The following is a 13,056-nucleotide window of genomic DNA, read 5'->3' on the forward strand; positions in this document are numbered from 1 at the left end:
GTTCCCGAGATGACCGACACGACCGCCGGCCGGCCCAACGGCTTCTGGGCCCAGGCAGCCGCCGACCCCGACCGGACCGTGCTGGTGACCCCGGCCGGCGAGGAGTGGACCGCCGGCCGGCTGCACGCCGACGTCAACCGGCTGGTGCACGGACTGCGCGCGGCCGGCCTCGAACGCGGCGACGCCTTCGCCGTGGTCCTGCCCAACGGGGTGGAGTTCTTCACCGCCTACCTGGCCGCCTCCCAGGCCGGTTTCTACCTGGTCCCGGTCAACCACCACCTGGTCGGCCCCGAGATCGCCTGGATCGTCGCCGACTCCGGCGCCAAGGTGCTGATCGCCCACGAGCGGTTCGGGGCCGCCGCCACCGCGGCGGCCGACGAGGCCGCCCTCCCCGGGAGCCACCGCTTCGCCGTCGGAGCGGTACCCGGCTTCCGCCCGTACCCCGAACTCCTCGACGGGCAGAGCGCCGAACCGCCCGCCGAGCGGACCCTGGGATGGGTGATGAACTACACCTCCGGCACCACCGGTCGGCCGCGCGGCATCCGCCGCCCGCTGCCCGGCAAACTCCCGGAGGAGACCTATCTCGGCGGATTCCTCGGCATCTTCGGGGTCCGCCCCTTCGAGGACAACGTCCACCTGGTCTGCTCCCCGCTCTACCACACCGCCGTCCTCCAGTTCGCCGGCGCCTCCCTGCACATCGGGCACCCGCTGGTCCTGATGGACAAGTGGACCCCCGAGGAGATGCTCCGCCTGATCGACACCCACGCGGCCACCCACACCCATATGGTCCCCACCCAGTTCCACCGGCTGCTGGCCCTCCCGCAGCCCGTGAAGGACCGGTACGACGTGAGCTCCATGCGGCACGCCATCCACGGCGCCGCGCCCTGCCCGGACCACGTCAAACGGGCGATGATCGACTGGTGGGGGAGCTGCGTGGAGGAGTACTACGCGGCCAGCGAGGGGGGCGGGGCCTTCGCCACCGCCGAGGACTGGCTGAAGAAGCCCGGCACGGTCGGCCGGGCCTGGCCGATCAGCGAGCTCGCCGTCTTCGACGACGAAGGCAACCGGCTGCCGGCCGGGGAACTCGGCACCGTCTACATGAAGATGAGCACCGGCGGCTTCAGCTACCACAAGGACGAGGGGAAGACCCGGAAGAACCGCATCGGCGACTTCTTCACCGTCGGGGACCTCGGGGTGCTGGACGAGGAGGGCTACCTCTTCCTCCGGGACCGCAAGATCGACATGATCATCTCGGGCGGGGTGAACATCTATCCGGCCGAGATCGAGTCCGAACTCCTCGGCCACCCCGCCGTGGCCGACGCCGCCGCCTTCGGGATCCCGCACCCGTCCTGGGGCGAGGAGGTCAAGGCGGTGGTCGAACCGGCCGAGGGCTTCGTCCCCGGCGACGCCCTCGCCGCCGAGATCCTGGCCCACTGCGAACGCCGACTGGCCGGCTACAAACGCCCCAAGTCGGTGGACTTCATCGAGACGATGCCCCGCGACCCCAACGGCAAGCTCTACAAGCGCCGCCTCCGCGACCCCTACTGGGAGGGCCACACCCGCGCCATCTAGCCGTACGCCCGGCCAGCGGGGGTATTTGATGACAGGCAGGGCATATGACAGCGTAGCGGCATGAGTACGGCGAAGCGCACCTCTCCCCTGACCGACTGGACCGTCCTGGTCCCCGTGGTGGCGCTGGTGGCGTTGCTGCTGAGCTGGGGGCGGAACCTGCCCGGCCCGGCGGTGGCGCTCGTCGCGCTCTGCCTGGCCGGGGCGGTCCTCGCCGCCGTCCACCACGCGGAGGTGGTCGCCCACCGGGTCGGGGAACCCTTCGGCTCCCTGGTGCTCGCCGTCGCCGTCACCGTCATCGAAGTGGCCCTGATCGTCACCCTGATGGCCGACGGCAACAGCGACAAGACCTCCTCGCTGGCCCGGGACACCGTCTTCGCCGCGGTCATGATCACCTGCAACGGCATCGTCGGCCTGTCCATCCTGGTCGGCGCCCTGCGCAACCGGGTGGCCGTGTTCAACGCGGAGGGCTCCGGAGGCGCCCTGGCCACCGTCGCCACCCTGGCCACCCTCAGCCTGGTGCTGCCCACCTTCACCACCTCCAAGCCCGGCCCGGAGTTCTCCACCGCCCAGCTCACCTTCGCCGCCGTCGCCTCCCTGGCCCTGTACGGACTGTTCGTCGCGGTCCAGACCGTCCGGCACCGGGACTACTTCCTCCCCGTGGACACCAAGCCGCCGGCCGGCACCCCCGCCGCCGCCACGACCGACGACCACGCCGAACCCCCCACCTCCCGGGCCGCGCTCATCAGCCTGGGCCTGCTGCTGGTCGCGCTCATCGCGGTGGTCGGCGACGCCAAGGCCGTCTCGCCCACCATCGAGTCCGCGGTCGCCGACGCCGGACTCCCGCACGCCGTGGTCGGCGTCATCATCGCCCTGCTGGTGCTGCTCCCCGAGACCCTCGCCGCCGTCCGGGCGGCCCGCCGCAACCGGATGCAGACCAGCCTCAACCTGGCCTACGGCTCTGCCATCGCCAGCATCGGCCTGACCATCCCGGCCATCGCCCTGGCCTCCGTCTGGCTCTCCGGCCCCCTGATGCTCGGCCTGGGCCCGACCCACATGGTGCTGCTCGCCCTCACCGTGATGGTGGGCGCGCTCACCGTGGTCCCGGGACGGGCCACCCTCCTCCAGGGCGGGGTCCACCTGGTCATCCTCGCCGCCTACCTGTTCCTCGCCGTCAGCCCGTGACGGCGGGGAACAGGGGCTGACCCCGGCTCAGCGGCGCTCGCGCGCCCACACCACCCGCAGGGCCGGCGAGGCCAGGATGTCCCGCTCGCAGAACCGGGACCGCACCCAGCGCTCCTGGGAGAACAGCCTGGTCTGGTCGGCGAAGTACGGCGAACCGGGGTTCGAGGACTGCCCGTACGCCAGCAGGGTGCTCGCCACCGGGCAGCGCCCGCCGTCCCAGCCGACCGCCTGCACATGGCTGGTGCCGTGCGTCACCTCGGCATAGCCGCCGGCGGCCGGCAGCCAGGCCGCCTCCACCTTGTTCCACACCCCCAGCGCCTCGGTGCCGCCGCCCACCGGGATCCGCTGCCCGCCGCGCACCACGAACTGGTGCTCGCCCAGCGCCGAGTCCAGGGCGATCCCGGCCGCCCGCAGCTCCGCCACCGCGTCCGCCAGGGCCCGGGCGACCCCGGGAGCCGACCGGTTCAGGGTGTGCGGGGTGCGGACCGGATCGGCCGCCGAGAACGGCACCACCCACAGGTCCTTCGCCGCGGTGCCCGCCACCAGCTTCCGCCAGTACCGGTCGAACAGCAGCGCGCCCCGGCTGCCGGTGTCCGTGGTCCGGTCCCAGGCCGCCAGCACCGGGCAGGCCGCCGACACGTCCACCACCGCGCCGTCGCTCCCGGTCGCCCGGCCGTCCGGCAGTGCCGCACAGGCCAGGGCCGTGTCCGCGGCCGCCAGCGAACCGGCCGGAGCCCGGTTGGCGAACTGCTGCGCCCGCAGGTCCGCCACCGTCAGCCGGCCCCGCGCGGCCATCGCCGCCACGTCCTCCAGGGCCCCGCGGGTGCGCAGGCTGCGCGGGGTGTCGACGGTGCCCCAGATCCGCTCGTAGCCCCGTACCGGCCGGTCGGCATTGGCCAGCCACGCGCTGTCGTTGGAGTTCTCCGCGTACGGGGCGCCGCGCAGCACCGGCGCCTTCGCCGGACCGAACACCCCGGGCTGCACCGCGTCCGGGTCCGAGCCCGGCGCGCAGTCCCCGCGCGAACCGTCCAGCACGGCAAGCCCGGAGGCCGGATAGGTGGCCCGGCCCAGCGGGGTGGAGCAGCGGGCCGCCAGCTCGTCGGTGATCCGGGGGAGCACCTGGCTCTGCGTGAACAGGGTCCCGCCGGCCGAGTCCGCGGCCACCGTGTTCACCCAGGGCAGGCCCTGGGTCCGGGCCAGGGCCCGCCCGACGCCGTCCACCGACCGGGACCGGGCCAGTGCGAGGGCCGTGTCGGAGCCGCGCAGGTTCAGCGCGTTGGGATCGTTCAGCGCGTACGCGGTACCGGCGGTCCAGGGCAGCGGCAGCGCCGCGCCCAGGGAGGTGACCACCGGGCCGTAGCGGGTCCACCACTGGGTGCGGGTGACCGGGGCGCCGTCCTTGACGGGCACGGTGACCGTCCGGGCGGTCATCCGCTCGGAGACCCCGTCGACCAGATAGGCGGTCGGGTCGGCCGGGTCGAGGGCGAGCTGGTGGAGGTTGACCGGGGTGCCGGTGGCCACCGTGTGGCTCCAGGCCACCCGCTCGTTGAACCCGATGTTGACCACGGCGGTGCCCAGCAGCGAGCCGCCGGAGACGTCGAGCTCGCCGGGGATGGTCTGCTGGGACTGCCAGAACCGGCGGCCGCCCTGCCAGGGGTAGTGCGGGTTGCCGAGCAGCAGTCCGCTGCCGGTGGCCGAGGTGGCGCCCGAGAAGGCCACCGCGTTGGAACCCCGGTCGAGGGCGGCGGTGCCGAAGAACGCGGCGGCGGCCCGGGCCGCGTCCCCGGGCACCACCGGAGGTGCCGGAGGCGCGGGAGGTGCCGGGGGTGCGGGGGACGCCGGGGGTACGGGAGGTGCCGGGGGTACGGCCGCGGTGATCCCGTCGATTCCGCGGCCCTGACCGCCCAGCACCGCGATCGCGTAACCGCGGGCGGCCACGTCCGCTTCGGTGACCGGACGCACCCAGCCGGCGCCCCGGCAGGCCGGATCGGTGATCCGGTTCTGCGCCAGCCAGGCGTTGTAGCCGGCCGCCCAGCCCCGCATCAGCTCCCGCAGCTGCCGGCTCGGACCGGCCGGGGCCGGCGTTGCCAGGAGCTTCTCCACCGTCCGGGAGTCCCGGACACCCCGGAAGTACAGGTCACTGGAGATGTTGCGGGTGGCGGAGGACAGCGAACCGTCCGGGACCCCGTCCGCGCCCAGCCAGCGGGACCGCTCCCCGGACACGGTCAGGAACCCGTCGGCGAGCACGCACACCTGGTCGGCGGCCTGCGCCCATCCGGTCCCGAAGCCCAGGTCCGGATAGCTCTTCGCCAGGATGTGCGGGATGCCGTGCTCGGTGTAGCGGATGACGGCGGACAGCCGCCCGTCGGAGCGGGCCGGAGGAGCGGCCGCGCCGGGACCGGAGGACCCGGCCGCGCTCTGCGGCAGCGCGACGGAGGCCGCCAGCAGAGCGGCGGCGGCCAGCGCGATCCGCCGCGACAGCGCACCGCCCCGGCGCCCGGGGTGTCGTTCGGAAGTGTGCAACGTCCCTCCCAAATAGCCTGTGTGCGTGCGGAATCGACGCTCCCACACGCACACCGCCGGGCACGGTGATCTGCCGACATCCCGTTCGGTATCTCCACCGTTCGGTATCTCCACCGTTCGGGATCAGCCCGGTTCCAGATCCGCCCCGTCCGGTGCCTACACCCGGCGGTCGCGGAGGGCGCGGAGCAGGATCCGGAGGGGTGCGAGGGCGCCGTAGCCGGTGTCCTTGCGGAGGGCGGCGGGGCCGGCCCGTTCGACCAGGGTCAGCTGGCGGTCCATCAGCTCCAGCATGGTGCGCCCGACCCGGCGCAGCCCGGGATGGGCCCGGTGCACCACATCGGCGGCTGCCGCGAGGGCGGTGCGGGCGGTGGCGGTCTCGGCGGCCAGCAGGGCCCGCACCCCGGGGGTGTCCCGGGCCCGCTCCAGGTCCGTACGGGCCACCCCGTGCGCGGCCAGCCGGTCCAGCGGCAGGCACAGCCGGCCGTCGGCCAGGTCGCCGGCCAGATCGGCGAGGAAGTCGACGCGCTGGGCCGCGTCCACGAACCGGCGCCAGGCCGCGGCCTGCTCCTCGTCGGGGCCGCCCTCGTACTGGAGGCCGGTGAACACCACGATGCCCGGCCAGGCGTAGGCGTCGAGGTAGTCCTGGAACTCCCGCTCGTCGGCGAATCCGGTGAACCCGGCTTCGGCGGTGGCCGCTCCGGCGAGGAACCGGCGGACCCAGTCCGCGGGAAGTCCGCGGGCGGCGGCCGCGCGGCCGAAGGCGCGCAGGACCGGGTCGGGGTCATGGCCGCCGGAGAGCACGGTGTCCACCCGGGCGGCGAGGGCGGCGAGACCGTCGGCGCGCTGCCGAGGGGTACCGGTCTCCGCGGTGTCGTCGACCAGGTTCATCAGGGCCAGACCGGCCGTCAGATGGGGGACCAGGGCGGGTGCGGCCAGCAGCCGCAGGGCCAGGTACGGGGCCTTCTCACGGCGCATCACCCGGCGGGCGGCGGCGGTGTGGTCGGCCCGGGCGGCGGGGTCGGAGATCTCGGCCGCGGTCAGGGTGCGGCGCCAGCTGGGCACGGTTCGGCTCCTCGGGTGATCGTCGCCCCACGCTACCCCCGCTCATTCGAACGGCAGCACCCCGGCCCGGCGGAGCCGGCGCAGGGTGCGGCGTTCGTGGATGAGGCGGCCGACGAGGGCGCCGCCGTAGACCACGAAGCCGACGCCGACCAGCCAGGACTGCACCACGAGCAGGGTGCCGAAGGAGCCGTAGGTGACGGCGTTGGAGGCGATCAGCGGGGAGAACACCAGCTGGGAGAAGATCCGCAGGCCCAGCAGGCCGAGGCTGGTGGCGACGGCCCCGGGGAGCAGGGCCGGCCAGCGGACCCGGCCGCCGAGGAGCATCCGCTGGGAGCCCCAGAAGAAGGCGCAGGTGCCGATGAGGTCGCCGAGGGTGCCGGTCAGGGTGCCGAGGAGGCTTCTGGAGGGGGCCGGGATGATGACCAGCAGGCCGAGGTAGCAGACCAGCAGGGCCAGCCAGACCACATGCCGCCACATGGTGTGCCAGCGGGCGGTGGTCAGGTCCCACACCTTCTCGTAGCCGGTCTGGACGGCCGAGCCGAAGGTGAGGCCGAAGACGGCGAGCAGGGCCAGACCGAAGGCGGTGGTGCGCTCCAGGGCCTGGTCGGCGGCCCCGAAGAGCATCTCGACCCGGGCCCGTGAGGAGGCGCTCACTCCGAGGGCCTGGCCCAGCCAGCGGCCGAAGTTCTCGCCGCTGCCGGGTGCCGCGGCTGCCACCACCACCAGCAGGGGCACCAGGGTGAGGAAGCCGAGCGCGGCGAAGCCCATGGCCCGGTGCATCAGCTCGATCTCCCGGCCCCGCCGCCAGGCCAGCCCGGCGGGTGAGGCCCGGAGCCGGTCCGCCAGCCGTCGGAGAGTCGGGATCACCCCAGTGCCCTACCCGCCGGGCCGGGAGCGGCTCGGCGGTTCTCCCCAAATGCGCCCGATCAGGTGCGTTCAGCGGTCGCGGAGGTCCTCGGTGCGGGCGAGCTTCCCGGCCGAGCGTTCCAGGGTGTCCGGGGGCAGCACCTCCACGCGGACCGAGACCCCGAGGTCCTCCTTGACGGCGCGGACCACGGCGGCCGCGGCGGCCTCGCGGTCCGCCGGGCCGGTGTCCGGGCGGGCCTCGGCGCGGATGGTGAGGGAGTCCAGCCGGGCTTCCCGGGTCAGCCGCAGCCGGAAGTGCGGGGATATGCCGGGGGTGCGGAGGAGTATCTCCTCGATGGCCGAGGGGAAGAGGTTGACCCCGCGCAGGATGATCATGTCGTCGCTGCGGCCGGTCACCTTCTCCATCCGGCGGAAGGCCGGCGCCGCCGTGCCCGGCAGCAGCCGGGTCAGGTCCCTGGTGCGGTAGCGGATCAGCGGCATGGCGTCCCGGGTGAGGGAGGTGAAGACCAGCTCGCCGGGCTCGCCGTCCGGGAGGACCTCGCCGGTGACCGGGTCCACGACCTCGGGGAGGAAGTGGTCCTCCCAGATGTGCAGCCCGTCCTGGCTGCCGGAGAACTCCTGTGCCACGCCGGGGCCGATCACCTCGGAGAGGCCGTAGATGTCCACCGCGGTGATGTCCAGCCGCTGCTCGATCTCCCGGCGCATCTCCTCCGTCCACGGTTCGGCGCCGAAGACCCCGGTGCGCAGCGAGGTGCCGCGCGGGTCGATGCCCTGGCGTTCCATCTCGTCGAGCAGGGTGAGCATGTAGGAGGGGGTGACCATGATGACCTCGGGCCGGAAGTCCTGGATCAGCCGGACCTGGCGGTCCGTCATCCCGCCGGAGGCGGGCACGACCGTGCAGCCGAGCCGTTCGGCGCCGTAGTGGGCGCCGAGGCCGCCGGTGAACAGGCCGTAGCCGTACGCGATGTGGACCATGTCGCCGGGGCGGGCGCCGGCCGCGCGGAGGGAGCGGGCGACGACCTCGGCCCAGATGTCGAGGTCGCGGGCGGTGTAGCCGACCACGGTGGGGCGGCCGGTGGTGCCGCTGGAGGCGTGGATGCGGCGGAGCTCGGAGCGGGGGACCGCCAGCATCCCGAAGGGGTATTCGTCCCGGAGGTCGGCCTTGGTGGTGAAGGGGAAACGGGCCAGATCGGCGAGGGTGCGGCAGTCCTCGGGGCGCAGGCCGGCCCGGTCGAAGGAGCGGCGGTAGAACGGGACCCGTTCGTAGACCCGCCGCAGGGTGGCCCGCAGCCGCTCCAGCTGGAGCGCCGCCAGTTCCGGGGCGCCGAGCAGCTCGCCCGCGTCCCCGTGGTCCTGCCCGTTCCCGCCCATGTCTCCCCCGAACTCCGAACCCGCGCATGACCGACCGATCATTCGGTAGATTGCCCGAGGGGGACCGGGGAAATCAATAACTCGTTCGAGTGGTTCTCCCGAGGCGCTGCCCGATCGGGTGGCGGGGCGTACCGTCGGATGGAGAGGTCCTCGTCGAAGGAGGCCCGCATGTCCGAGGTCGAACCCGCCGTGTCCGTACGGCTCGGCTCCTCCGAAGCGCGGCGCCTGGTGGGGTTGCTGGCCGAGGTGGCGTACCTGCTCGGGGATCCCGGCCCGAACGGCCTCACCGACGCGCAGGCCGCCGAGCTCGGGCAGGGGATCGGCCGGCGCGAGCTGGCAGAGTGGACGCGGACCCTGGCCGCCGAGCTCCGCGGGAAGTTGTGAGCGCCGGGCGGCCCGGCCGGCTGTTCTCGGGCCGGGACCGCGGGGTCATCGCGGCGGCCGCGATCTCCATGCTGCTGGTCCAGATGGACTGGTTCGCGCTGAACCTGATGCTGCCGGTCATCGCCCGTGACTTCGGCACGCCGACCACCGACCTCCAATGGCTGGTCAGCGGCTATATGCTCACCCTCGGCGCCTTCATGATCATCGGTGGTCGGCTGGCCGACGTGCACGGCCGGCGGACCGTGGCCCTGTGGGGGCTCACCGGCTTCGCGGTGGTCTCGGTCGTGTGCGCGGCCGCCCAGAACACCGCCTGGCTGGTGGCCGGCCGGGTCGTCCAGGGGGTGACCGCGGCCCTGATCTTCCCGGTGGCGGTGGCCGTGGTCACCGCCCACTTCCGGGACTCCCGGCAGGGCCGGGCGGTCGGCACGGTCCTGGCCTTCAGCGCGGTCGGCACCGCCCTGGGCCCGTTCGTCGGCGGGGCCTTCGCCGAACACGTCAGCTGGCGCGCGGTCTTCCTGCTGAACGTGCCCTTCTGTGCCGCCGCGGTGCTGCTGATGCTCCGCTGCGTCACCGACAGCCGCGACGAACAGGCCGGCGGCGGACTGGACCTGCCCGGGGCCGTCACGGTGGCGGGCGGTCTGTCCGCCCTGATGCTCGCCGTGGACCAGGGCGACCGCTGGGGCTGGGCCTCCCCGCTCACCCTGCTCTGCTGGGCCTGCGGGGTGCTGCTGCTGGCGGCGTTCCTGGTGATCGAGCGGCGTACCGCCGAACCCCTGCTCGACCTGTCGCTGCTGCGCAACCGGCCGTTCGTCACGGTCACCCTGGCCGGCTCGGTCTCCAACATCGTCTACTGCCTGGTCGCGGTCCTGTCCGCGCTCTACCTCCAGCAGGCCCGCGGGCTCAGCCCGCTCGAATCCGGACTGGTGTTCCTGGCCCTGTCGGTGGGTGCGGGCGGCGCGAGCTACCGGTCCGGACACCTGGCCCGGCGCTGGCGCCCGGAGGCCCTGATGGCCTTCGGGCTGATGCTCAGCGGGCTCAGCCTGCTGGCCCTCACCTGGACCACCTCGATCGCCCTCTACACCGTGGTGTTCGCCGTGGTCGGCGTCGGGCTCGGCCTGGGCTGGGCGCTGACCCAGGTGGCCACCCAGGCGTACGTCCCGGGCAGCCGGCTGGCCGCCGCCTCCGGGCTGGTGCTGACCTCGCTGGTACTCCTCGGCGCGATGGCCGTGGCGGTGGCCGCCACCGTCCTGGAAACGCTCGCCGGGTCCGCGGCACGGGCGGCCGCCGACGGTCCGGCGATCGAGTCGGTGCTGCGGGTGGCGGCCGCCCTGGCCCTGGCCGGCGCGGTCGCCCTGCTCCCGCTGCTCCGCCGCACCGGCGTCCGCGCGGCCGCACCGCCGGCCGGGGCGGCCGGGGCGGCGGACGGCGGCCCCGGAACCGTACTGCCCTGATCCGGCCCGCCGGGATCAGGCCCCGGCGGCCCGCTCGGGCGAGGCGGCGGCCGGATCGGCGGCGGTGGCCACCGACTTCGCCCACCGGTAGTCCGCCTTGCCGCTCGGCGAACGCTGGATCGACGGGGCGATCACCAGCTGCCGGGGGATCTTGTACCCGGCGAGCCGGGTCCGGCAGTGGGTCTGTATCTCCTCCAGACTCGGTTCGGCCGCACCCGCCCGGACCTGCACCACCGCCGCCACATGGCTGCCCCAGCGGGCGTCCGGCACCCCGGCGACCAGGGCGTCGTACACGTCGGGGTGCGACTTCAGTGCCTCCTCCACCTCCTCCGGATAGACCTTCTCGCCGCCGGTGTTGATGCACTGGGAGCCGCGCCCCAGCACCGTGACGATGCCCTCCTCGTCCACCGTGGCCATGTCACCGAGCAGCACCCACCGCTCCCCGTCCCGCTGGAAGAAGGTGTCGGCGGTCTTCACCGGGTCGTTGTAGTACCCCAGGGGGACGTGGCCGCGCTGCGCCAGACGGCCGGGTTCGCCGATCGGCACCGGCTCGTGGGTGACCGGGTCGATCACCTGGGTCCGCTCGTTGACCTCCAGCCGGAAGCCCTTCTCCGGGCCGGAGTCCGCGGTCGCCTTCCCGTTGGAACCGGACTCGGAGGAACCGAAGTTGTTGAGCAGCAGGACGTTGGGGACCAGCTCCTGGAACTGGGCGCGGACCGTGTCCGACATGATCGCCCCGGAGGAGGAGAGGCTGAACAGCGAGGACATGTCGGTGCCCCGGAGCGGTCCGCGCAGCGCGTCCACCAGTGGCCGCAGCATCGCGTCACCGACCAGCGAGACGCTGGACACCTTCTCCTTCTGGATGGTCCGCAGCACCTCCTCGGGGGCGTACTTGCGGTGGATGACGATCCGCTGCCCGTAGTTGAAGGCCACGAACGAGGTGAGGGTGGAGGTGCCGTGCATCAGCGGGGGAGTGGGGAAGAAGGTGAGGCCGGCCCCGCCGGCGGCCACCCGTTCGGCGAGCTCCTCGGGCCGCTTGACCGGCTCACCGGTCGGCGCGCCGCCGAACAGACCGGCGAAGAACAGGTCCTCCTGCCGCCACATCACGCCCTTGGGCATGCCCGTGGTGCCGCCGGTGTAGATGATGAACAGGTCGTCGGGGGAGCGCGGTGCGAAGCCGCGGGCGGGCGAACCGGCCGCCTCCGCCTCGGGGAACGGGACCACCTCCAGGTCGGGGGCGTCCGTCGGGACCTCCCCCACCCGGACCAGATGGCGCAGCTTGGAGGTCTGCGGCAGGGCCGCCGCGACCCGCGGGGTGAACTCGGCGTCGAAGACCAGTCCGGCCAGGTCGGCGTCGTTGTAGAGGTAGACCAGCTCCTCTTCCACATAGCGGTAGTTGACGTTGACCGGGACGAGGCGCGCCTTCAGACAGGCCAGCACCGTCTGCAGGTACTCGATGCCGTTGTAGAGGTGCAGTCCGAGGTGCTCGCCGGGCTCCAGACCGCTGTCCAGCAGGTGGTGGGCGAGGCGGTTGGCGGCCTCGTCCAGCTCGCGGTAGGTCAGCCTGCGCTCGGCGCCGGTCCCGGGGTGGTCCACGTACACGAGGGCCTCGCGGTCCGGTACCACGTCGACCACCGACTCGAACAGGTCGGCAAGGTTGTACTCCACCGTTCCTCCTGACCTCTTCATCCGATGGCGGTCATTACAGCGCCGCCCCCCGCAAGTGGGAAGCCCGGCGCCCAAGAAATCTGACTAGGTGTCAGAAAGCTATTGAACTGCACCCGCCCCTACTGCAACCTGTTCTAGGTCTTGAGACGGGAGGACGGCAATGGGTGGGACCGAACACCTCACCGTGGAGCGCCACGGCGCCACACTGGTGCTCACCATGAACAGGCCAGAGGCGAAGAACGCGCTCTCGCTGCCCCTGCTCGTGGGGCTCTACGACGGCTGGCTGGAGGCGGACGCGGACGACACCGTGCGCTCCGTGGTGCTCACCGGCGCGGGCGGTGACTTCTGCGCCGGAATGGACCTCAAGGCCCTGGCCGGCCAGGGGATGGCCGGCGACCACTACCGGGACCGCCTCAAAGCGGACCCCGACCTGCACTGGAAGGCCATGCTCCGGCACCACCGGCCGCGCAAACCGGTGATCGCCGCGGTGGAGGGCTACTGCGTGGCCGGCGGCACCGAGATCCTCCAGGGCACCGACATCCGGGTCGCGGGGGAGGGCGCCACCTTCGGGCTGTTCGAGGTCAGGCGCGGACTCTTCCCGATCGGCGGGTCCACGGTCCGGCTGCCGCGCCAGGTCCCGCGGACGCACGCGCTGGAGATGCTGCTGACCGGCCGGCCGTACCCGGCGGCCGAGGCCGCCCGGATCGGGCTGATCGGGCAGGTGGTGCCGGACGGCACGGCGCTGGCCAAGGCCCTGGAGATCGCCGAGCAGATCAACGCCTGCGGCCCGCTGGCCGTGGAGGCGGTGAAGGCCTCCGTCTACGAGACCGCCGAGATGACGGAGACGGAGGGGCTGGCGGCCGAACTGGTGCGGGGCTGGCCGGTCTTCGACACCGCCGACGCCAAGGAAGGGGCCCGCGCCTTCGCCGAGAAGAGGCCCCCGGTCTACCGCCGCGCCTGACCGGCGGGGACCCCG

10 protein-coding genes are annotated in these 13,056 nt (G+C 73.3%); 5 read left to right on the forward strand and 5 right to left on the reverse strand.

Annotated features, from left to right (window positions below; translation table 11 throughout):
* Positions 1 to 9 precede the first annotated feature (9 nt).
* Both ACZ50K_RS06295 and ACZ50K_RS06300 read left to right on the forward strand, forming a co-directional pair.
* Entirely contained in the window at positions 10 to 1,572 is a 1,563-nt protein-coding gene (locus ACZ50K_RS06295; protein WP_468898087.1) for an acyl-CoA synthetase, read from the forward strand.
* Positions 1,573 to 1,632: 60 nt separating this feature from the next.
* A complete protein-coding gene (locus ACZ50K_RS06300; protein ID WP_468898089.1) occupies positions 1,633 to 2,754 on the forward strand; it encodes a calcium:cation antiporter in 1,122 nt (373 codons plus the stop codon).
* A gap of 27 nt (positions 2,755 to 2,781) precedes the next feature.
* Here ACZ50K_RS06300 and ACZ50K_RS06305 read toward each other — a convergent pair whose 3' ends face one another.
* The 4 genes from ACZ50K_RS06305 to paaK form a co-directional block, all read right to left on the reverse strand.
* Positions 2,782 to 5,277 carry a penicillin acylase family protein gene (locus ACZ50K_RS06305; protein ID WP_468898091.1) on the reverse strand — a complete coding sequence of 832 codons (2,496 nt, stop codon included), beginning with the start codon at positions 5,275 to 5,277 and terminating at the stop codon, positions 2,782 to 2,784.
* Between the two features lie 156 nt (positions 5,278 to 5,433).
* On the reverse strand, positions 5,434 to 6,339 hold the full coding sequence (locus ACZ50K_RS06310) for a squalene/phytoene synthase family protein (protein ID WP_468898093.1): 906 nt from the start codon (positions 6,337 to 6,339) through the stop codon (positions 5,434 to 5,436).
* Between the two features lie 42 nt (positions 6,340 to 6,381).
* On the reverse strand, positions 6,382 to 7,206 hold the full coding sequence (locus tag ACZ50K_RS06315; protein WP_468898095.1) for a YhjD/YihY/BrkB family envelope integrity protein: 825 nt from the start codon (positions 7,204 to 7,206) through the stop codon (positions 6,382 to 6,384).
* A 69-nt stretch (positions 7,207 to 7,275) separates the two neighbouring features.
* Positions 7,276 to 8,577, reverse strand: a complete 1,302-nt coding sequence (gene paaK, locus ACZ50K_RS06320; protein ID WP_468898097.1) for a phenylacetate--CoA ligase PaaK — start codon at positions 8,575 to 8,577, stop codon at positions 7,276 to 7,278.
* A 168-nt stretch (positions 8,578 to 8,745) separates the two neighbouring features.
* Between paaK and ACZ50K_RS06325 the strand changes: the two genes are divergently transcribed.
* Together ACZ50K_RS06325 and ACZ50K_RS06330 are read left to right on the forward strand one after the other, a co-directional pair.
* A complete protein-coding gene (locus tag ACZ50K_RS06325) occupies positions 8,746 to 8,961 on the forward strand; it encodes a hypothetical protein (RefSeq protein WP_468898099.1) in 216 nt (71 codons plus the stop codon).
* Positions 8,958 to 10,412, forward strand: coding sequence for an MFS transporter (locus tag ACZ50K_RS06330; protein WP_468898101.1), 1,455 nt, complete (start codon positions 8,958 to 8,960; stop codon positions 10,410 to 10,412). The genes ACZ50K_RS06325 and ACZ50K_RS06330 overlap by 4 nt, the downstream gene beginning before the upstream one ends.
* 15 nt (positions 10,413 to 10,427) lie before the next feature.
* Here the strand turns inward: ACZ50K_RS06330 and ACZ50K_RS06335 are convergent, their stop codons facing one another.
* Positions 10,428 to 12,080 carry an acyl-CoA synthetase gene (locus tag ACZ50K_RS06335; protein WP_468898103.1) on the reverse strand — a complete coding sequence of 551 codons (1,653 nt, stop codon included), beginning with the start codon at positions 12,078 to 12,080 and terminating at the stop codon, positions 10,428 to 10,430.
* Positions 12,081 to 12,240: 160 nt separating this feature from the next.
* Here ACZ50K_RS06335 and ACZ50K_RS06340 point away from each other — a divergent pair, with 160 nt between their 5' ends.
* The gene (locus ACZ50K_RS06340; protein ID WP_468898105.1) at positions 12,241 to 13,041 is read left to right on the forward strand and encodes a crotonase/enoyl-CoA hydratase family protein; all 801 of its coding nucleotides are present in this window, start codon (positions 12,241 to 12,243) and stop codon (positions 13,039 to 13,041) included.
* Positions 13,042 to 13,056 lie beyond the last annotated feature (15 nt).

This window comes from Streptomyces sp. NPDC033845 (assembly GCF_055576225.1).

What these genes read in the sequence shown, in the direction of transcription:
- ACZ50K_RS06295 (WP_468898087.1), top strand. Translation starts at nt 10, where the DNA reads ATGACCGACACGACCGCCGGCCGGCCCAACGGCTTCTGGGCCCAGGCA.
- ACZ50K_RS06300 (WP_468898089.1), top strand. Translation starts at nt 1,633, where the DNA reads ATGAGTACGGCGAAGCGCACCTCTCCCCTGACCGACTGGACCGTCCTG.
- paaK (WP_468898097.1), bottom strand. Translation starts at nt 8,577, where the DNA reads ATGGGCGGGAACGGGCAGGACCACGGGGACGCGGGCGAGCTGCTCGGC.
- ACZ50K_RS06325 (WP_468898099.1), top strand. Translation starts at nt 8,746, where the DNA reads ATGTCCGAGGTCGAACCCGCCGTGTCCGTACGGCTCGGCTCCTCCGAA.
- ACZ50K_RS06340 (WP_468898105.1), top strand. Translation starts at nt 12,241, where the DNA reads ATGGGTGGGACCGAACACCTCACCGTGGAGCGCCACGGCGCCACACTG.